This is a genomic window from Rhodococcus sp. JG-3 (assembly GCF_000482405.1).
Taxonomy (GTDB): domain Bacteria; phylum Actinomycetota; class Actinomycetes; order Mycobacteriales; family Mycobacteriaceae; genus Rhodococcoides; species Rhodococcoides fascians.
Genome location: NZ_KI519398.1, coordinates 4,884,402 through 4,903,339 on the forward strand (window position 1 = coordinate 4,884,402; position 18,938 = coordinate 4,903,339).

21 protein-coding genes are annotated in these 18,938 nt (G+C 64.5%); 12 read left to right on the forward strand and 9 right to left on the reverse strand.

Features of this window, described 5'->3' with window-relative positions; genetic code table 11:
- Positions 1–47 precede the first annotated feature (47 nt).
- Genes aztB through aztD form a run of 4 tightly spaced genes read left to right on the forward strand, consistent with a single transcriptional unit; the run spans position 48 to position 4,280 of the window.
- Positions 48–929: a zinc ABC transporter permease AztB gene (gene aztB, locus K414_RS0124375; protein WP_202595083.1), complete on the forward strand. Its 882-nt coding sequence runs from the start codon at positions 48–50 to the stop codon at positions 927–929.
- Entirely contained in the window at positions 911–2,134 is a 1,224-nt protein-coding gene (locus tag K414_RS0124380; protein WP_027498310.1) for a hypothetical protein, read from the forward strand. Before aztB ends, K414_RS0124380 begins: the two co-directional genes overlap by 19 nt.
- A complete protein-coding gene (aztC, locus tag K414_RS0124385; protein WP_032381266.1) occupies positions 2,131–3,057 on the forward strand; it encodes a zinc ABC transporter substrate-binding protein AztC in 927 nt (308 codons plus the stop codon). The genes K414_RS0124380 and aztC overlap by 4 nt, the downstream gene beginning before the upstream one ends.
- Positions 3,058–3,086: 29 nt before the next feature.
- Entirely contained in the window at positions 3,087–4,280 is a 1,194-nt protein-coding gene (gene aztD, locus K414_RS0124390; protein WP_027498312.1) for a zinc metallochaperone AztD, read from the forward strand.
- A gap of 48 nt (positions 4,281–4,328) precedes the next feature.
- Here the strand turns inward: aztD and K414_RS0124395 are convergent, their stop codons facing one another.
- On the reverse strand, positions 4,329–4,709 hold the full coding sequence (locus tag K414_RS0124395) for a nuclear transport factor 2 family protein (RefSeq protein WP_027498313.1): 381 nt from the start codon (positions 4,707–4,709) through the stop codon (positions 4,329–4,331).
- A 5-nt stretch (positions 4,710–4,714) separates the two neighbouring features.
- Positions 4,715–6,271, reverse strand: coding sequence for an alpha/beta hydrolase (locus tag K414_RS0124400; RefSeq protein ID WP_027498314.1), 1,557 nt, complete (start codon positions 6,269–6,271; stop codon positions 4,715–4,717).
- Positions 6,272–6,453: 182 nt separating this feature from the next.
- On the opposite strand from K414_RS0124400, the gene K414_RS0124405 reads away from it, so the two are divergent.
- From K414_RS0124405 to K414_RS0124415, 3 genes are all read left to right on the forward strand, one after another.
- Positions 6,454–7,233 carry a PIG-L family deacetylase gene (locus K414_RS0124405; RefSeq protein WP_027498315.1) on the forward strand — a complete coding sequence of 260 codons (780 nt, stop codon included), beginning with the start codon at positions 6,454–6,456 and terminating at the stop codon, positions 7,231–7,233.
- Positions 7,234–7,387: 154 nt separating this feature from the next.
- Positions 7,388–8,638 carry an Hsp70 family protein gene (locus tag K414_RS0124410; protein ID WP_037219544.1) on the forward strand — a complete coding sequence of 417 codons (1,251 nt, stop codon included), beginning with the start codon at positions 7,388–7,390 and terminating at the stop codon, positions 8,636–8,638.
- A gap of 47 nt (positions 8,639–8,685) precedes the next feature.
- The gene (locus K414_RS0124415; protein ID WP_027498317.1) at positions 8,686–9,555 is read left to right on the forward strand and encodes a 1,4-dihydroxy-2-naphthoate polyprenyltransferase; all 870 of its coding nucleotides are present in this window, start codon (positions 8,686–8,688) and stop codon (positions 9,553–9,555) included.
- Here K414_RS0124415 and K414_RS0124420 read toward each other — a convergent pair.
- From K414_RS0124420 to K414_RS0124430, 4 genes are read right to left on the reverse strand one after another with little or no spacing between them, the layout of a single operon-like run.
- Positions 9,552–9,932 carry a phage holin family protein gene (locus K414_RS0124420; protein ID WP_027498318.1) on the reverse strand — a complete coding sequence of 127 codons (381 nt, stop codon included), beginning with the start codon at positions 9,930–9,932 and terminating at the stop codon, positions 9,552–9,554. The genes K414_RS0124415 and K414_RS0124420 overlap by 4 nt on opposite strands.
- Before the next feature lie 33 nt (positions 9,933–9,965).
- Positions 9,966–10,469 (reverse strand): Clp protease N-terminal domain-containing protein, encoded by a 504-nt coding sequence (locus K414_RS27905; RefSeq protein ID WP_051365269.1) that lies wholly within the window; start codon positions 10,467–10,469, stop codon positions 9,966–9,968.
- Between the two features lie 6 nt (positions 10,470–10,475).
- Complete coding sequence (locus tag K414_RS28735; RefSeq protein WP_081701665.1) at positions 10,476–10,691, reverse strand: helix-turn-helix domain-containing protein; 216 nt, start codon at positions 10,689–10,691, stop codon at positions 10,476–10,478.
- A gap of 55 nt (positions 10,692–10,746) precedes the next feature.
- The gene (locus K414_RS0124430) at positions 10,747–11,088 is read right to left on the reverse strand and encodes a nitroreductase/quinone reductase family protein (RefSeq protein WP_027498319.1); all 342 of its coding nucleotides are present in this window, start codon (positions 11,086–11,088) and stop codon (positions 10,747–10,749) included.
- 171 nt (positions 11,089–11,259) lie between these two features.
- On the opposite strand from K414_RS0124430, the gene K414_RS0124435 reads away from it, so the two are divergent.
- The 3 genes from K414_RS0124435 to K414_RS0124445 are packed head-to-tail and all read left to right on the forward strand — an operon-like array spanning position 11,260 to position 15,456.
- Positions 11,260–12,654, forward strand: a complete 1,395-nt coding sequence (locus K414_RS0124435) for an HNH endonuclease signature motif containing protein (RefSeq protein WP_152530470.1) — start codon at positions 11,260–11,262, stop codon at positions 12,652–12,654.
- A 25-nt stretch (positions 12,655–12,679) separates the two neighbouring features.
- Positions 12,680–15,139: an aminopeptidase N gene (gene pepN, locus K414_RS0124440; RefSeq protein WP_027498321.1), complete on the forward strand. Its 2,460-nt coding sequence runs from the start codon at positions 12,680–12,682 to the stop codon at positions 15,137–15,139.
- A gap of 5 nt (positions 15,140–15,144) precedes the next feature.
- Entirely contained in the window at positions 15,145–15,456 is a 312-nt protein-coding gene (locus K414_RS0124445) for a hypothetical protein (protein ID WP_027498322.1), read from the forward strand.
- Between the two features lie 6 nt (positions 15,457–15,462).
- On the opposite strand, the gene K414_RS0124450 is transcribed toward K414_RS0124445, so the two are convergent.
- Together K414_RS0124450 and K414_RS0124455 are read right to left on the reverse strand one after the other, a co-directional pair.
- Complete coding sequence (locus tag K414_RS0124450; RefSeq protein WP_027498323.1) at positions 15,463–16,545, reverse strand: PLP-dependent cysteine synthase family protein; 1,083 nt, start codon at positions 16,543–16,545, stop codon at positions 15,463–15,465.
- Positions 16,542–16,895 (reverse strand): DUF4229 domain-containing protein, encoded by a 354-nt coding sequence (locus K414_RS0124455; RefSeq protein WP_027498324.1) that lies wholly within the window; start codon positions 16,893–16,895, stop codon positions 16,542–16,544. Before K414_RS0124455 ends, K414_RS0124450 begins: the two co-directional genes overlap by 4 nt.
- Positions 16,896–17,094: 199 nt before the next feature.
- On the opposite strand from K414_RS0124455, the gene K414_RS0124460 reads away from it, so the two are divergent.
- A complete protein-coding gene (locus tag K414_RS0124460) occupies positions 17,095–17,310 on the forward strand; it encodes a BldC family transcriptional regulator (RefSeq protein WP_027498325.1) in 216 nt (71 codons plus the stop codon).
- Positions 17,311–17,445: 135 nt separating this feature from the next.
- The gene (locus K414_RS29715) at positions 17,446–17,643 is read left to right on the forward strand and encodes a membrane protein (protein ID WP_027498326.1); all 198 of its coding nucleotides are present in this window, start codon (positions 17,446–17,448) and stop codon (positions 17,641–17,643) included.
- Between the two features lie 9 nt (positions 17,644–17,652).
- Here K414_RS29715 and K414_RS0124470 read toward each other — a convergent pair whose 3' ends face one another.
- A complete protein-coding gene (locus K414_RS0124470; RefSeq protein WP_237606379.1) occupies positions 17,653–18,831 on the reverse strand; it encodes a MinD/ParA family protein in 1,179 nt (392 codons plus the stop codon).
- Positions 18,832–18,938 lie beyond the last annotated feature (107 nt).

Consider the following 18,938-nt stretch of genomic DNA (forward strand, 5'->3'; position numbering starts at 1 on the left):
ACTATACGATTTTGAATATCGTTATCAATCTCATTAGGCTCCCGAATGTGCCATTTCAGACAATCGACGCGCTGTTCGAGCCGTTCGCCCTCGGTTTCGTACAACGCGCCCTGTTCGGCGGAGCCCTGGTCGCCGTGCTGTGCGGGGTGGTCGGAACGTGGGTGGTGATCCGCGGCATGGCATTTCTGGGTGAGGCGCTCGCACACGGAATGCTGCCCGGTGTCGCTCTCGCGACCGTTCTCGGAGTTCCGGTGATGATCGGCGGCGCACTGAGCGCGGTCGCCATGAGCCTCGGGATCACCGCGCTGCAACGCCGCGGAACACTGTCCTACGACACGAGCATCGGGATGTTGTTCGTGTCCATGTTGGCGCTCGGCGTCATCGTCATCTCCCACTCGGGGAGCTTCGCCACCGACGCCACGTCCATACTGTTCGGCGACATTCTTGCCATCTCGCACACGGACCTCTATCTCCTGGCCGGATCGGCCGCACTCGGAGTCGCCGTCGCGGCGCTGTTTCATCGACCGCTGGTCGCCGTTGCGCTGGACCCCCGAATTGCCTCCGTGCTCGGACTCGGGCCTCGCTCGGCCCAAGCAGTTCTCGTCGCACTCGTGACGCTGGCAGTCGTCGCGTCGTACCAAGCCGTCGGCTCGCTGCTGGTCGTCGGACTGTTGCTCGCCCCTGCCGTCGCCGCCGGGCAGTGGACCACCCGCATTCCCACTCGAATGCTGTTGGCGGCCGTCCTCGGCGTGCTGTCCGTGTTCGGCGGCCTACTGATCTCCTGGCACGCGGCCACCGCCGCCGGTGCCTCCGTGGCGGCGACCGCGATCGCGGTGTCCGGCCTGTCGTACGCGATACGCAGTGCCGTCACCGCCATCCGTCCTCGCCCCACTTCACCCGAAAGGAACACGTGCGCCCCCGCATCCTGACCACCACAATCGCCGTCGGTGCCCTCGTTCTCGCATCGACGGCCTGTTCCTCGGAGACGAACGTGCCGCGCACAGACGAACCCACAGGCGGAGGCCACGGGGCAATAGCCGGTGCCGCCGAACTCGCCGAACCGCGGCTCGGGCTCACGTCCGTGGACCCGACGGGGCGGGTGTCCCATCTCGATCTGCTCGACGACACCGTCACCGATCTCGGGACCATCGGAGCCCCGCAGGCTCTACACACCGACGGCCGCTACCTGTTCGTGCAGACCGACGCGGGCGTCGAGATCGTCGACAGCGGGGTCTGGACCTGGGACCACGTCGACCATTTTCACTACTACCGCAGCGAGCCTCGACTGCTCGGCACGGTCGGCGGCTCAGGTACGGCAACCGTTGCCACGTCCAACCTTTCGACTTCGGGAGGTACCGGACTGTTCTTTGCCGACTCCGGCGAGGCTGTGCTGCTCGACACCGAGGCCCTGTCGAAAGGCACAGTCGTGGAACGATTCCGAAAGGTCACCACGCCCGGTGCCGGAATGGTCGTTCCCGTCGGCACTTTCGCGCTCGTGACCGAGGGATCCGGACCGTCGACCTCGGTCGTCGGGTACACCGCCGACGGCGAACGCACCGGGCCGGTCGAGCCGTGCCCGCAGGCCCGCAGCACGATCACCACCAGGGTTGGCGCCGTGATCGGGTGCGCAGACGGCGCACTGCTCGCCTCGGCCACCGGTGACGAATTGGCGGTCGAGAGAATCCCCTACCCGGCCGGCGCCACCGCCGCGGCAGCGACGTCGTTCGACAACCGCGAGGGCCGCCCCACGGTCGCAGGTTCTGCCTATGCAGAGGGCATTTGGATGCTGGATACCCGCGAACGATCGTGGTCCCTACTCCCGGCACCGGCACCCCTGGTACACGTCACCGCCGTGGACGATGCGGACGAGCACGTGCTGGCCCTCACCGAGGATGGCCGGGTCCTGGTATTGGACGGCAACAACGGAGCAATCCTGGCCGAAACCGAACCGCTGGTGGCCGAATCACTCGAGGCCGGCGCGTCCCCGACCCTCGTCGCCGACGATCAGCGCGCCTATCTCAGCGCCCCGACCGAACGACGGCTGTACGAGATCGACTACGCCGACGGTGCCCGCATAGCGCGGACCTTCGACACCGCGACCGAACCGGCCTTCACCGCGGAGACCGGACGATGACGAGCGGACGCGTCGGCCGTTTCTCATCGGCAGTGGCGATAGCCGCAGCAATCGGACTGTGCCTGAGCGGCTGCTCCGCCGACGGTGACGACCGCCCGGTGGTGATCGTGTCCACGAACATCCTCGGCGACGTCGTGCAGCAGCTCGTCGGCGACGAGGCAGACGTGGTGACGCTGATGAAGCCGAACGCCGACCCGCATTCCTTCGAGATCTCGGCGCAGGAAGGTGCCCGCCTACGCACGGCAGACCTGATCGTCTCCAATGGTCTCGGCCTCGAGGAAGGTCTGCAGCAACACCTCGACGAGGCAACGGCGGAGAACGTGCCCACCTTCGTCGCGGGCGACGCCATCGACGTCCTCGAGTACACGGAAGGGGACGCCGCAGGCAGTCCCGATTCGCACTTCTGGACCGATCCCGCGCGCATGACAGCCGTCGTCGATGCCCTCGAGCCGGCGCTCGCCGGGTTGGACGGTGTCGATTCTGCCGAAATCACCGACCGCACAGCAGGTTATCGGCTGCAGTTGAAGGGGCTCGACGACGACATGAGCGCCACCTTCGCTGCGATCCCGGATCAGCGCCGCGCACTCGTCACCAATCACCATGTATTCGGTTATCTCGCAGACCGTTTCGATTTCACGGTGATCGGGGCAGCCATTCCCGGCGGCACCACCCTGGCGGCACCGTCTGCTTCCGATCTGGCCGAACTCGTCGGAGCCATCGAGAAGACCGGTGTTCCCGCGATATTCGCGGAATCGTCTTCTCCGGATCGTCTCGTCCAGGCCTTGGCGAGTGAGGCCGACATTCGTGTCGCTGTGATCGAACTGTTCACCGAATCCCTCACCGCACCCGACGGCGGTGCCCCCGACTACCTCACCATGATGCGCGTCAACACCGAGCGCATCTCCGATGGACTCACCAGCTGACCGATTCGTCACACAGAAAAGGAACAATCATGCGTATCAACGATTTTCGAAGGGCGAGCGTCACCGCGCTCGCCCTCGGTGCGGTAGCGACCCTGGCGGCGTGCTCCTCCGGCACCACCCCCGCCGCCGAATCCACAGCGATTGCGGCCGGGCCACGGGTCGCAGTGTCCTACGAAGGCGGCCTTCGGGTGCTCGACGCCGACACGTTCGAGACCGTCGCTGATTTCGACTCCGAGGAGTACACGCGCCTCAACCTCGCCGGTGACGACCGCAACGTCATGGTCACCACGAGCGAGGGCTTCCGTGTGCTCGACACCGCGGCCGGGACGACCGAGCAACCGCAACTGACCGACACCGTCTTCGAAGCCGAGAAGCCCGGTCACGTCGTACGACACGGCGGCAAGACCATCCTGTACGCCGACGGCACCAGCGACACCACGATCTTCGACACCGCAGCGCTCGAATCCGCAGACGGGCTTCCGGAGACCGAGAGCATCCCCGGTGTCGACGCGCACCACGGCGTCTCGATCGTCCTCGAAGACGGCACGTTTCTCACCACGGTCGGGAACTCGAACGGCCGCACCGGCATCGAGGTTCGTGACGCATCGGGAGCGGTCGTCGCCAAAAACGATCAGTGCCCCGGCGTCCACGGAGAGGGAACAGCGGAAGGCGAGATCGTCGTCTTCGGTTGCGAGAACGGCGCTCTGATCTACGACAAGGGCCAGATAACCAAGCTCGACGCTCCGGACCAGCCCTACGGGCGGACGGGCAACGCGTACGTGAGCGAGACCAGCCCCCTCATCGTGGGAGACTACAAGGACGACCCGGACGCAGAGGGCTCACTCCTGCACGCGGTCACCGTCATCGACCCCGCGGCCAAGACCCTCGACGTCGTGAAGCTCCCCGACGGTGCCGAGTACACCTGGCGCGGAGTCGCCCGAGGCCCCGGCGACCTGGCCTACATCATCGGATCGGACGGCGCAGTCCACGTATTCGATCCGACGACAAAGACATTCACCGCCTCGTACCCCGTCATCGACGCCTGGGAAGGTCCCGCGAAATACCAGGACGCCCACCCCGGCATCTCCATCGCGGGTGACACCGCCTACGTCACCGAACCGGCCGGCAACAGCATCCACGCCGTCGACCTCACCACCGGAAACGTCACCGAGAGCAAGCAACTCGATGTCACGCCCAACGAATTCGTCGTCGTGACTGCCTGACCCTGCAACCCGGGGACGCAGAAATCCACTCTGCGTCCCCGGGTTCGGCTACCCCGTCCGATCCGGCGGACCGTCGACCACAGGTGTGCCTTGGTGATGCACCAGTTCCCATCCATCGGAGGTGCGTCGCCAGATCGATGATCGACGGGCTCGACGTCCCGACCGTCGTGACGTCCACTGCACCAGAACGACACCCACGTCCAGTATCCGTCCGGAGAGATCGTGGACCTCGATGATGCCGTCGGCCGCACTTTCTCCGCCCAACAGCTCGAGTATCGACTGCTTGGTCCACACCACCCCCGACGCTCCGATCTCGACGAAATCGTCCGCGAGCAGAGCCACGAGTCTGCTTCTGTCACCCCGTGTCTCGGCACGTTGCAACTTCCGCTCCAGCTCCAACACCTGGCCGACCTCGTCGTTCTCCGGCACCGATGTCAACCCGCCATTTTCTCGTACAGCCGCTCGACGTCGGCGTCGGACCATCCCGCCGGTTCGATGATGTCGGCCCACATGCGCACTGCGTCGGCTCCGTAGCTGTGGCCGTGCCCGTCGTCGACGTCGGTGGAGAACACCTGGTCGAAGGTCAATTGCCAGAACGTCACGAACGGGAACCACTGCACTCCCGGATCGACGTCGGTGCCGCGGGGTTCCCGCAGCCAGTCGGGCCTGCCGAGGATCAGATCGGGTGACCACCACACGATCGGGTCGGATGCGTGCTGCCAGTACACGATTCGCGGCTCTTCCCACGGACCACCGATGTCGAGATCCCCGGACGAACTCGCGAATCGCACGTGCTCTCCGCCGTCGATGACAGGCAGGATCTCGCGGGAACCGGCGTCACGTCCGCTCGTTATACGCGCCCACTGAGGCGTGAAATTGGGGTTGCCGACCCACAGAGCACCGTCGATGCGCGCGATCATGTCCTGCGCACCGCTGAATGCATCCTGCCCGCCGTAGGCACCGAGGCTCTCGCCGAACAACACCAATTTGGGTCGTGAATCATCCGGGAGTTCGCTCCACACCGCGTAGATCGCCTCGAACAGGGCTCGTCCGGCATCCTGCGGGGTCTGCCGATCGGCGAGAAATGCCATCGGGCTCGGCAGGAACGAGTACTGCATCGACGCAATCGCCGAATTTCCGTCGTACAGATACTCGAGAGGGCCGGCGACGGATTCGTTGACCCAGCCACGTCCGGTGGTGGTCGCGACACCGAGCACGGCCCGTGAGAATGCGCCGGTACGTTCGAGTTCGGCCACCACCCGCTCTGCCACACCCTCGACCGTTTCGGCCGACTCGACACCGGCGTACACGCGGATCGGTTGCACTGCAGGCCTTCCGGTGAAGTCACTGATCTCGTCGGGCGATGCCCCGGAGACCACGAAGCGTCGCCCCTCCTGACCCAGCGAATCCCAGTCCTCGTTCGACGCATCGGACCCCGACAGTTCTGCTGCATCAGGCTTTTCCACACCCTCGTGGTTGCCGCGGTCGGCGGTCGACGCCGACTTCTCCGCGACGGCCACAATTCCCCGAATCAGTGCACCGTTGACGGCGAACACCACCAGCAGTGCAACCACGATCACGCTGGCGATCCTCGCCAACGGCCTCGGTACGTACTGCTTCGCCCATCGCGTCAACGCACGGGTTGCTCTGCGCAGTAGGCGGCCGAGAGCAATCACCGCCACCGCTACCACCAGCGAGAGCACCAACACCGCGACGTAGAGCGGCCGGCCGGGGTCCTCCACACCGACCAGCCTGCGCACGATCTGCTGCCACCACGATCCCAAGATCAGGAACAGCGGAATCACCACCACCGCAGCCGCGGCCAACGCCCACCAACCACGTCGACGCCACTGCTCCGACCAGTCCGGTGACACTCCGCAGAGCTGAACCACCCAGGCAACGAGGCACCCCACGCCGTACCCGATCGCGACGCTGATCCCCGTGGCCACCGCCTGCAGGTACCACACACGAGGTAGCAGAGACGGAGTCATCGACAGCGCGAAGAACACCAGAGCGAAGAAGATCCCCACCGGATGTAGTGCGCGACAGTACCGATCCGCTCGCGAATCCCGCCAATACGAACGTATCGAGGCCGACCGCCGTGTGGTCACCCATAGATCGTATTGGCCCGCCGACTGGGCCGCACCCACTTCGACGTGCAAGCATTCACGCCATGAGTGTTCTGGTCTGCTTCCACGCGCATCCCGACGACGAAGTGTTCGGCACGGGCGGCGTCATGCGGCTCGCGGCCGACGCCGGCCACCGCGTCGTACTCGTGACGGCCACCGACGGTGCCGTCGGCGAATATCCCGACGGCATCCTCGCCGACGGAGAGACGTTGGCCGCGCGCCGACACATCGAATTGGACCGTTCGGCTGCCGTCCTGGGGGTCGCGCGCGTCGTTCGCCTGCACTATGCCGATTCCGGAATGGCCGGCACACCGGAGAACGGCAACCCGGAGGCGTTCTGCAATGTCGACGTCGACACCGCGGCTGGGCGATTGGCCGACGTGTTGCGCGAGGAGCAGGCCGACGTCGTCACCATCTACGACCCGAACGGTGGATACGGCCACCCCGACCATATTCAGGTGCACGTCGTCGGCAAGCGCGCCGCCGAGATCGCCGAGACGCCGTACGTGTACGAGACGACCACCAACCGTGACCACATGCGCAGGTTGATGGAAGCCAATCCCCACTGGAGCGAAGAGGCGTCACCACCGGACATGGAGTCGTTCGGACTGCCGGAAACCGAAATCACCACTGTCGTGGACGTGTCGAGCGTCATCGCGGCCAAGCGGGCCGCGATGGAAGCGCACGAAACGCAGGTCGGCGATTTCGGGCCGTTTCTCGCAATGCCGATCGAACAACTGACCACTGCGTTCGGTCTCGAATGGTTCCGCAAACTGCGAGGCACCGGCGGGGTCGGACTGACAGAGACATCGCTGCCGCTCTGACACCACCGGGTCGCCGGTCGTGAGGTCCGTCGTATTGGGGTCGGAGGCCGCCCGTCGAACACCCTCGACCTGACGTTCGGATTGTTTTGGACCTCTAATCAAACCTCGAGACGGTACAGTGTCCACGTCGCCGTACAGGAGAGGCCGGTTGGAGATGCGTTCGTCGGTAGGTGTGTACCTGGGAACGTGCGGAATCCGCACGTCTCGGACGACCGAAGACGGCACGTGGACAGACGCCGCTCCCTTCGACGACTGGCAGCTCTCCCCCTCCCCCGAGGACGTCGCGCGGGTCGTTCGCGGAATCGTCGACCGCCCGGACGCGCCCCAATCGCTGGGCATTGCATACCGGACCGCCGACGAGCGTGATCGCATCACGAAGGCTCTGGCCGAGGAATACGTCTCGGACGTACATCTGATCGACGAGACCGACGCTGCCCTCGAGTACCTCCGTCCCGGCCTGGCCAGCCAGCACCGCACCATCGCCCTGTTCGACGCAGGCGAGACCGGTGTCGACATAGACATCGTCGACGTCGAATCCGGCCGCTCCTACGGCTCGACTCGTACGACAGCAATCAGCGGAGCCTCGTTCGATGCGGTGGTTCGGGAACACATACTGGGCCTCGGCATCGTGCGGGAGCCGCACACACACGACGAGGACACTGCTCTGACGGCATTCTGCCGTGGCATCAAAGAGGCACTGTCCACGCACGAGACCACCAGCACGCCCGACGGCGAACATATCCTTCTCGAGCGCCACATCTTCGAGCTGTCGATCGCCCGCGCCACCGAACAGGCGGCCACCACGGTCCGCCAACTGGGGCTCGAAGCCGAGTTCTATCCCGACGCCGTCATCGCCATCGGCGGTACGAGCAATGTCCCTCTGGTCCGCACGACACTCGAACGGTTTCTGCAGCTGCCGACCATCGTCCCCGAGCAACCAGAACTCGTCGTTGCAGGTGGGGCGGCCGTGCACGCTGCACGCGTCGACGTCGACCGCATTGCACCGGTCGTCTCGCACCGACCGGCGCTGGCGCGGCTCGGATTGATCGCGCTACCGATCGTGGGCGTCATCGCCGCCGTCGGACTGTTCTCGGGCCTGAGTTCCGAGAGCGAAGACCAACCGCTGAGCACCCCTGCCAGCGTGGACGAGGGCATCCGGCAGACCACGACACCCTCGGCCGCACGGACCACCACCGCCACACCGTCACCGACCCCGGACATCCCGGCCCCGCCGCCGACGTCAGCTGCACCACCTCCAGCCGCCGACAGCGTGCCGTACGTGCAGTATCAACCGCACTACAACCCGCCGCCACCGCCGCCCGCTCCGACGGTGCCGCTACCGCAGATCCCCGGAGTCCAAATGCCTGTCATCCCGCTGCCGGTACTGCCGCGCCTGCCGTTCTGACCGGCCGCGTCCGCACCCTCCCGGCAGATACGGAAAGATCGTCGCTCATGGCCACCACAGCACAATGGATCGAAGGGGCGCGACCCCGAACGCTCCCCAACGCTATCGCCCCCGTCCTCGTCGGCACCGGTGCAGCCGTGTCCCTGGACGCAGGCGTGTGGTGGAAGGCTCTACTGGCACTGATCGTCTCGTTGGCGCTGATCGTGGGCGTCAACTTCGCCAACGACTACTCCGACGGAATCCGCGGCACGGACGACGACCGAGTCGGCCCACTCCGACTCGTCGGCTCCAAGGCCGCCTCGGCAGGAGCCGTCAAACGGGCAGCCATCGGCTGCTTCGCGGTCGGTGCCGTCGCAGGTCTTGTCCTGGCCGCCACGAGCGCTTGGTGGTTGGTGATCGTCGGCCTGATCTGCATAGCCGGTGCCTGGTACTACACAGGCGGCTCGAAGCCTTACGGCTACAGCGGATTCGGCGAGATTGCCGTGTTCGTGTTCTTCGGACTCGTCGCCGTGCTCGGCACCCAATACGTGCAGGCCGAGCAGATCGACTGGGCGGGCGTGCTCGCCGCGGTAGCCGTCGGATCTTTCTCCAGTGCCGTACTCGTCGCGAACAATCTTCGGGACATCCCCACCGATACCGAATCCGGAAAGCGCACGCTCGCAGTGCGATTGGGCGATACCCGCACGCGCTATCTACACCTGGCACTGTTGGTCGTCCCGTTCGCCATGACCGTCGCGCTGACCGCCCGAACCCCATGGGCACTGGTTGCCCTGCTCGCGCTACCTCTCGCTGCGCGCGCCAATTCGCCGGTTCGCGGCGGCGCTCACGGCTTCGAATTGATACCGGCGCTGCGTGATTCGGGACTGGCAATGCTCGTCTGGGGTGCCGGTACCGGTGTGGCGCTGGCGTTCGCCTAACGCTTCTCGGGCACGAATGCGCCGAGCAGAAAGTTCACGATCGAGATGATGATCGCGCCCCAGAACGCGGCAGCGAAACCGACGATCTCGAGGCCGTAACCGGTCTGCGACGACAGCCAGCCCGTCAACATCAGCATCAACGCGTTGATGACGAGAGTGAACAGCCCGAGGGTGAGAATCAGCAGCGGCAGTGACAACATTTTCACCATCGGCCTGATGAACGCGTTGACGATCGTCAACACGGCCGCAATACCGAGCAGGACCACGATGTCCCACCCGTCACCGCGGCCCGAGCTGGTCACGGTGATGCCGTCGACGAATTCCTTCGCAACCCAGATGGCGACGGCATTGATCACGAGCCGAATCAGAAAGTTCATGGCGCCCATCGTAGAGTTCGGGCCCGCTCGGAGCTATGACGTGCGAACCAGCAGGACGGCGTCGCGCAGATCGTTCAGGCCTCCGCGAACAGTCACGAGCTCGGTGAACGATGGATCGGCACCTGCGATCACACCGAGAAGCATGTGCTCGACGCCGATCTCCCTGTCCCGCAATCGGACGGCCTCCTTCAAGGCCAGCTTCAGCGCTTCCTTGGCCGACGGCGCGAACGGCAGGTGAGAATCGTTCGAATGGTCGACGTCGCCGAACCCCACCGCAGTCTCGACGGTGTCGACCGCGTCGTGAAGGTCGATGCCGATGGACCGTAGGGCCCGGGCGTCCCTCGACAGCACGTCCTCGAGCGCGTTGTCGAGGGTGAACCCCGCCTCGGCCAGCGCAGACCCGAGCGGTTCGTCGGCCTTGTCGAGCGCACCGAGGAACAGATGAATGGGTTCGACCCGCTCCGAGTGCAACGCCCGGGCGTGCAGCCGGGCACTGATGACGACCGCCCTGGCCTGAGTGGTGAATCGCTCGAACATGGTTGTCTACCTTCCCTTTCCGCCGTGCTTTTTGTGAACGGCCTGCCTGCTGACACCCAGCGAATCCGCTATCGCCTGCCACGCCCATCCCCGATTCCGCGCATTGCGAACCTGGACGGCTTCCAGACGTTCGAGTAGACGGCGAAGTGCGGCTACGGCACGCAACCCCTCCCCCGGATCGGAACTGGCGGCCGCGGCGGCCAATGCAGTGGCTTCTGTCATGCATGTCAATGTAGGTTGACGGAAAGGGGGTTGTCAACCTACATTGACACGCAGGTCAATGGTCCACAGCGATATCGACGGACACCCGCCCACGGTCGTCGCGGGTCGCCGTCGCGAGGCCGGAGTACCGGACACCGCCGAGGTCGACATCGACACGACCGCCGCCGTCCACGAAATTTCGCCACCAGTTCTTCTTGTCCGGCATCGCCACCCTGACCTTCAGGTGCTCACCCTTCCGGCTGATCGCAAGCGGCAATGTGATCCTCTTGCCGGACTTCCGGCCGGTGTAGGTCAAAATGCCCATCGAGCGTCCGAGCACCCTGTCGAGCACCGGTGCCTTCATCACGACCATGAAGACCTTGTTGAACCCTGCCGCCGACTTCTGAAATGTGTTCATCGTGTCCGCCTTACGAATCGCCCCGCACGTGTTGGCGAGCGTAGCCGTGACACAGGCCGACGGGAACGTCACCGAGACGGCAGACCGGACTTCGTTGCCCGGAGCCCCTTCCATCAGCGCCGAAGAATGTGTCGGTGCCCTGTTCTACACTTGCCGCAGTGGATCGAATACGTGTTCGATCTTCAGTCGCTGGGGGGTGACATGGGGCTACGGAAAGCGGCGTGGGTGACGGGGGACCATTCTCCGCTCGCCGACGTTCTGGGAGCGCGACGGACGATCAACGCTGCCGTCGCTTCGGAACTTGCTCTGCTGGACGAGTATGTCCGCAGCCGAACGGCCGGCGCGTCACCGTGGGACACCGGGGTCACCGAGAAAGATCTGTTCAACTCGGCAGTCTGTGAACTGGCGGCGGCTCTGTCGTCCACGTTTGCCGCCATCAACAACAAGGTGCAGATGTGGCGTCAACTGCGCCCTCTCGTGCGTCAGGGCTTCATCGACGGTGCCCTCGATCTGGAGCGAGTCAGAACGATCCACGATCATCTACTTCATGCCCGTCCGGAGACGGCCGTTGCCCTGGAGACCGAGATTCTCAAGGCCGCCCGGGAGATGGCACCGGGAGCTCTGGGCCGCGAAATCGATCGACTGCTCATCGAGGCCGACGCCGACTGGGACCGTGCGGTACGCAAGCGTGCCGCACGCACCGAGAAGCGAATCCGCCTTCGTCGCCGGGCACGAGGACTGTCGAGCCTGACCACACTGATGACCGACGGCGAAGCCGACGAACAACTTTCGCGGATCGACGCCGAGGTCATACGCCTGCACCCGGAGGATCCGCGATCGGACGACCAACGACGGGCCGACGCTCAGACCGCCTTGATGCGCGGGGAGACACTGCTGTGCGAGTGCGCGACATGCCTGACGCCGCGCGACGGCGACAGGGCCCCCGAGCACGATGATCCGGACACAGCGGACAACGAACCATCGGACACCGACTGCGCCGCAACCGACGGAACACGCAGCGGCAGTTCCACTTCCGCTCCGCCGGGGGACGAGCCGCCGACGAGCCAATCACCGAACTCGGTCCCACCGGACGCACCGCCACCCAGGCTTCCCACGCCCGGCTCTGTGAATACCAGAGCTACCCGATCGCGGCCGGGTGGGGGAACGCTGATCGAACGGTGGCGTGCCACCGTTGGGGACGACCCCATCGGGATCCACGCCTTGTACCCCGACGGCCATGGGGGCATGAAACTCCCGCCGCCAGGCGCGCTGAGCTATACGCCCAGTCGAGCTCTCGCGGCGAAGGTTCGAGCCGAGAACCCGTACTGCCTGCATCCTGGCTGCAATGTGCCCTCGGAACGATGCGACCTCGACCACATCGTCGAATTCGACCGACACCGCCCCGAGAAGGGCGGCTGGACCATCCTCACGAACATCGGTCCGCGCTGTCGGCTCCACCACAACCTCAAAACGCGCAAACTTTGGCGCACCGAACTGCTTCCGGATGGAGTGCTACATATCGTCGATCCACTCGGACGTCACTACTTCACCCCACCCGCCCTGTGAAAAACAATCACCTAGGGTTGGTTCGGTGAGCACCGCGAATCTGACCCGAACCGAAACTCGCAGGCGATCGCGCCACATAGACGGGGTGAAGTATCTCGTCGATCTGAACCTCTTGCGCGCCGAGGACACGGACGTCGACACCTTCGAGTCGGTGACGACCATCGAATTCGATGCGACGACGGCGGCGACATGGGTCGATTTCATCGGTGCCGCCGTGGACGAGGTCACCGTCAACGGCACCGATGCGCAGGTCGATTACGACGGAGCTCGCATTCAACTGGTCGGACTCGCCGACCACAACGTCGTTCGGATACGTGCACGCGGGCGGTACAGCAGGTCGGGTGAAGGACTCCACCGCTTCGTCGACCCCGTCGACAACAACGTCTACCTGTACACCCAGTACGAACCTGCCGATGCTCGACGGGTGTTCGCGAATTTCGAGCAACCCGATCTGAAGGCCTCGTTCACGCTGAGGGTCACAGCACCCCCGGCATGGACGGTCCTGTCCAACCGCGCGGGAGTCACCGACGGCACAGTCACCACGTTCGCCCCGACGCTGCCCATATCGACGTACATCACCGCGGTTGCGGCCGGACCGTACCACGGCGTCGAATCGTCCTGGACCCGAGGCGATCTGACTGTCCCGCTCGGCGCGTACTGCCGCGCATCCCTCGCCGAGTATTTCGACGCCGAGGACATCTTCGACATCACCGAGCGTGGCCTCGACTTCTTCCACGACAAGTTCGACTATGCGTACCCGTTCGGTAAGTACGACCAGATTTTCGTCCCCGAATACAACCTCGGTGCGATGGAGAACCCCGGGCTCGTCACGTTCACCGAATCGTACGTATTCCGTTCGGCAGCAACCGAAGCCCAGTACGAGGCTCGGGCGAACACGATTCTGCACGAGATGGCGCACATGTGGTTCGGCGACCTCGTCACGATGCAATGGTGGGACGATCTGTGGCTCAAGGAGTCGTTCGCCGACTACATGGGTGCGTACGCGTCGGCCGAAGCCACCCGGTTCACCGATGCCTGGGTCAGTTTCGCGAACCGCCGAAAGGCGTGGGCCTATTTGCAGGACCAGCTTCCCACCACTCACCCGATCGTCGCCGACATCACCGACCTCGAGGCAGCCAAGCTCAACTTCGATGGCATCACCTACGCCAAGGGCGCAAGCGTGCTCAAACAGTTGGGGGCGTTCGTCGGTGCCGACGCCTTTTTCGCAGCGTCCCGCAACTACTTTCGTACGCATGCCTTCGGTAATACGACCCTGACGGATCTCTTGAGCGAGATGTCCACCGCCAGCGGGCGAGACCTCAAGGCCTGGGCGGGCGCGTGGCTGCAGACCACCGGCGTGTCCACACTGACTTATACAGGCGACGCCGTCGAGCAGTCGGATCCGCGTCCGCACCGCATCGCGGTCGGGCTCTACGATCCGGACGAGGCCGGAAATCTCACGAGGACCCACCGCTACGAACTCGACATCACCGACTCGCGAACGCCCGTCGACTTCCCCGATTCTGCACTGGTTCTGCTCAACGACGACGATCTGACCTACGCCAAGATCCGATTCGACGAGCGCTCCACCGCCACCGTGCGGACCTCACTCGATCGCATCGTCGATCCCCTTGCACGAGGGCTGGTGTGGTCGGCACTGTGGAACTCCACCCGGGACGCCGAGCTCTCTGCGATCGCATACCTCGACATCGCAACCAGATTCGCGCCGACCGAACCCAAGATCGGGTTGCTCTCCGCAGTCACGGCCAACGTCACGTACACACTCGCGCACTACCTCCCCGAAGACCGACGGGACGAGCCCACCCGGCATTGGCTCGAAGCGTCGTGGCGGCAGCTGCAATCGAGCGAACCCGGAAGCGACGCGCAGTTGGTGTGGGCGCGGGCGGTCGCATCGGCTGCGCAGCTCGACGACTTCCTGGCCGACGATCTACGCTCTCTGCTCGATGGCACCGCGACCATTGCCGGGCTGAGGCTGGACCCCGATCAGCGCTGGGCATTCTGGCTGGCACTCGCCGCCACCGGACACGCAACTATCGCAGAGCTGGATGCCGAACTCGGTTCGGACGACACACTTTCGGGGCGCACTGCCCACACCGCGGCGGCGACGGCGATCCCTGACGCCACAGTCAAAGCGAGCGCGTGGACTTCCATCACCGAGCGCGACGACGTGTCCAACGATGTTCTCGACGCCTTCATCACCGGGTTCGGGGCGGGTCACCGACCGGACCTCACTCAACCGTACGAGGACCGGTATTTCGAGTCCATCTCCTCGTTGTGGACCTCACGCAGCATCGAGATCGCACGGAGGATAGTTGTTCGCCTCTTTCCTCAGCGATCGTCGACCGACAGTGCAGACGTGTGGCTCGCCGAGCACGAGTGGGCACCGGCTGCGTTGCGGCGCTTGGTGATCGAGCAGAGAGATCACCTGGCCCGGAGTTTGCGCGTGCAGGCTCGGCTAGGGTGACGATCATGTCCGACCATGATGCTCGACGTTCGTTCGCCACATCCGCTCTCGCCGCAGGCGGCTTGCTCGGAGGCTTCGCTGTTGCTCGCCGGTCGCACAATCGCCAACTCGGCGGAGCAGTGCTCGCTGCAGTCGGCGTTGTCTGCACCACGCAATGGCAGAAGTCGTCGGGCTCGGCTCGTGCCGGCGCACTGCTCGGGACGTACCTCGTGGCGTTCGGTGCGTCGCATCCGCTCGCGAAGAAGATCGGTGCGTGGCCGGCCGTCGGGACGGTCGCCGCTGTCACTGCGGTGACGTCGATGGTCGTGACCTGGTAGATCTGCTCAGAACACCCCGGTACGGATGAACTGCTCGAGCGCGGCGGTCGGTTCGTCGAGATCCATCCCCTGGCCCGCGACCCAGGTGTCGTCGAAATAGGTTTGCGAGTAACGGTCTCCGCCGTCGCACAACAACGTCACCACACTGCCGGTGCGTCCCGCGGCAATCATCTCGGAGATCAATCCGAAGGCACCCCAGATGTTGGTGCCGGTGGATCCTCCCACTCGTTTACCGATCGCAGCCGAAGTGAATCTCGCGGCCGCCACCGACGCAGCGTCGGGCACCGCGATCATTCGATCGATCACTTGGCCAACGAAGGACGGTTCCACCCGCGGTCGCCCGATGCCTTCGATACGTGAGGACTTACCGGTCTCGAAACTCGCGTCACCGGTTTCGTAGCCTCCGATGAAGGCCGAATTCTCTGGGTCCACGACAGCCAAACGCGTTGCGTGTCTGCGGTATCGGATGTAGCGACCGATGGTGGCGCTCGTTCCGCCCGTTCCCGCGCCTACGACCACCCAATCGGGGATGGGACATTTCTCGAGCCGAAGCTGATCGTAGATGGACTCGGCGATGTTGTTGTTCCCTCGCCAATCGGTGGCCCGTTCGGCGTGGGTGAACTGGTCCATGTAGTGGCAGTCGGGTTCGGCTGCGAGCCGGTGCGCCTCGGTGTACATCTCACCGGGGTGGTCGACGAAGTGGCATCGCCCACCGTGCGATTCGATGAGGGCGATCTTGGCGGGACTTGTACTTCTGGGCATGACTGCGACGAACTTCAATCCCAGCAGGCCGGCGAAATATGCCTCACTGACCGCCGTGGAGCCGGAAGACGCCTCGACGACCGTGGTTCGCGCGGTGACCCAGCCGTTGCAGATCGCGTACAGAAATAGCGATCGCGCCAGCCGGTGTTTGAGGCTGCCGGTGATGTGAGTGGATTCGTCCTTGAGGTACAGCGAGATTCCCCATGCGGCAGGCAGTGGATAGCTCAGCAGGTGTGTGTCGGCACTGCGCTGAGAATCGGCTTCGATCAACCGGACTGCGTTGTCGACCCACTCACGCGATCCGGAGCGGTCCACCGATGTGGTCACTTGCGGCCGTCTTCACCGCGCAGCTTGGACTGCAGGTCCGCGCGAGCGGTGCGTCGGTGTTCGTCGACCGCAGCGATGGATTCGTTGACGCGGATGCGCATCTGCTTGAACAAAAGCAGGGACAACGGCAGCGAGATGAGGACGCCGAAGATCGCCGCGACGAGGATCGGAACCTCGATGCCGAAGAGTAAACCGACACCGATGATGATCGCGGCAATGACGATGACGAGCGCCAGACGCGCGAACGTATACACGGCGAGATTGACGGCAAGGGACTTCTTCGCAGAACGGCCGGGCGTGGGGTTTCCGCTGGTCGGGTCGCTTCGGTCGGCATTCGTCGCATCGCTCACGAGCTCAAGGTTACCGGGCCGTGCAGGGCTTCCCACCCACCCCTGGCGTGACCGATTTGTCCATTACCTCCCCTTTACCAACCTTGTATCAGTCGAGTACCTAGGGGTCCGAGTGCAACCATGGGGCTCACAACACCGCAGACCGATATCTCCGGTTCGACGCAAATGCACAGAACCGCACCGTAGGAGGACACGACAGATGAGCGCACCCACGTTCCACAAAGCTCAGGACTCACTTCTCACACCGGGTCAGGTAGCAGCGCTTTTTCACGTCGACCCCAAGACCGTGACTCGCTGGGCACACGCCGGACGTCTTGGATCGCTCCGCACTCCCGGCGGACACCGTCGCTTCCGCGAAACCGAGGTCATGCAGCTGCTGACTTCTCTGACGACCGAAGCCGGCGTACAGCACTGAGACAGGCCATTCGGCGCAGTTTCGGCAACGACCTCCGCACCCGTACGAACTCATCGAACATTCTCAGGAATCTTCGACGCTCGACGGGTGCGGAGGTCGTTGCATGACGGCTACCCTCGTAGTAGGAGGTGCGTCGTGATCTATCTATTGGCGTTGATCGGTTTGGTGGCAGTGATTGTGCTGCTGTGGAAGGCATTCGGACCCAGCACGCAACCTGAACCCCCGCGGACTGTCGGGCCCGATGACGATCCGGAATTTCTCTGGAAAATCAACCGGGACGCTCGTCGCGGAGGCAAGGACGGGACCGACGCCGGCACTGAAGTCGGCGAATAAAGTTTCCGATCAGCTGCGGCGAGAAGTAGTGGGCGAGGCCGGAAAGCCTGCTGCCACCGCCGCAGCTACTTCGAGGAGTGCCTTTCGCGTGCGTCCACGAAGCCTGCCCAGTTCGATCTCAGCCCCCTCCTCCAGATGCGGGTCGAACGGAATCGTCCGAACCTGAGCGCATCGCTGCTCGAAATGTTCGACCACCTTCTGCAAGTCGACTTTTCCCGCCCTCGGTCTTACCGCGTTGACCACAGCCACCGACGTGGCCACCAGGTTTCGATAGCCATGGGCATCGAGCCAATCCAATGTCGCCGACGCGCTCCGCGCCCCGTCCACCGACCCTGAGCTGACGACGACCAGAGTGTCCGCGCCCTCGAGAATGCTTTCCATCGCCGAATGCATCAATCCGGTGCCGCAGTCGGTGATGACGATGCTGTAGAACTTCTCGAGCAGTGTCACCGTTCGGTCGTAGTCGTCACCGCTGAATGCCTCGGACGCCGCCGGGTCCGAATCGGAGGCCAGCACCTCCAGCCGGTGGACGTTCTGTGAGGTGTAGGCCCGAACGTCGCTGTAGCGCTCCAAGGAATCCACGTCTCGCAACAGATTTCGGACCGTCGCCGTCGTTTCCGACGGTACTTTCTGCCCCAGCGTTCCGCGGTCGGGGTTCGCGTCGATCGCAATCACGCGGTCACCGCGGATGTCCGCGAACGTCGAGCCCAACGTGGCCGTTGTCGTCGTCTTTCCGACCCCACCCTTCAACGAGAGCACCGCGACGCGGTAGCACCCCACCAATGGTCGATCGACCTGCGCGGTCAATTCGAGGCGTCGCTGTTGCGCCGGACTGTTCCCCACATCGATCCGACCACCGGACATCAGATACAGCGCACGACGCCACCCCGCGACCGGAGCGACACTTGCCGACCTGATGAGCAATGAATCTCCGAGGTCGGCCGCCGACATCGGCTGCGACGGTGATCGATGATCCGGCTGAACGACAGCAGCCACGGCAGGAACCACAGCAGGAACAAGGCCGGGCACCATCGGTTGCGGCCACGAACCGGGTTGCGGAGCCCACTGCCCATACCCCTGACCCTGCCCATATCCCTGCCCATGCCCATGCGTCGGCGAGCCGTTCTGGGCCTGCCACTGATTCTGGGCTGCCCACTCGTTGTTCGGCTGCCAATATTGCTGGGGCACAACAGCATTCTGGGGCAACACCACCCCGTTCTGCGGCTGGACAGGGTGCTGACCCTGTTGCCCAGGCGGCTGCGGCTCGCCCGTGGGCCGAGTCGGCGGACCAGGGG

Bases quoted from the DNA above. Each gene is read 5' to 3' on its own strand.
- aztC (WP_032381266.1), top strand. From the start codon at position 2,131: ATGACGAGCGGACGCGTCGGCCGTTTCTCATCGGCAGTGGCGATAGCC.
- aztD (WP_027498312.1), top strand. From the start codon at position 3,087: ATGCGTATCAACGATTTTCGAAGGGCGAGCGTCACCGCGCTCGCCCTC.
- K414_RS0124400 (WP_027498314.1), bottom strand. From the start codon at position 6,271: ATGACTCCGTCTCTGCTACCTCGTGTGTGGTACCTGCAGGCGGTGGCC.
- K414_RS0124405 (WP_027498315.1), top strand. From the start codon at position 6,454: ATGAGTGTTCTGGTCTGCTTCCACGCGCATCCCGACGACGAAGTGTTC.
- K414_RS0124410 (WP_037219544.1), top strand. From the start codon at position 7,388: ATGCGTTCGTCGGTAGGTGTGTACCTGGGAACGTGCGGAATCCGCACG.
- K414_RS0124415 (WP_027498317.1), top strand. From the start codon at position 8,686: ATGGCCACCACAGCACAATGGATCGAAGGGGCGCGACCCCGAACGCTC.
- K414_RS0124420 (WP_027498318.1), bottom strand. From the start codon at position 9,932: ATGAACTTTCTGATTCGGCTCGTGATCAATGCCGTCGCCATCTGGGTT.
- K414_RS27905 (WP_051365269.1), bottom strand. From the start codon at position 10,469: ATGTTCGAGCGATTCACCACTCAGGCCAGGGCGGTCGTCATCAGTGCC.
- K414_RS28735 (WP_081701665.1), bottom strand. From the start codon at position 10,691: ATGACAGAAGCCACTGCATTGGCCGCCGCGGCCGCCAGTTCCGATCCG.
- K414_RS0124430 (WP_027498319.1), bottom strand. From the start codon at position 11,088: ATGAACACATTTCAGAAGTCGGCGGCAGGGTTCAACAAGGTCTTCATG.
- K414_RS0124445 (WP_027498322.1), top strand. From the start codon at position 15,145: ATGTCCGACCATGATGCTCGACGTTCGTTCGCCACATCCGCTCTCGCC.
- K414_RS0124460 (WP_027498325.1), top strand. From the start codon at position 17,095: ATGAGCGCACCCACGTTCCACAAAGCTCAGGACTCACTTCTCACACCG.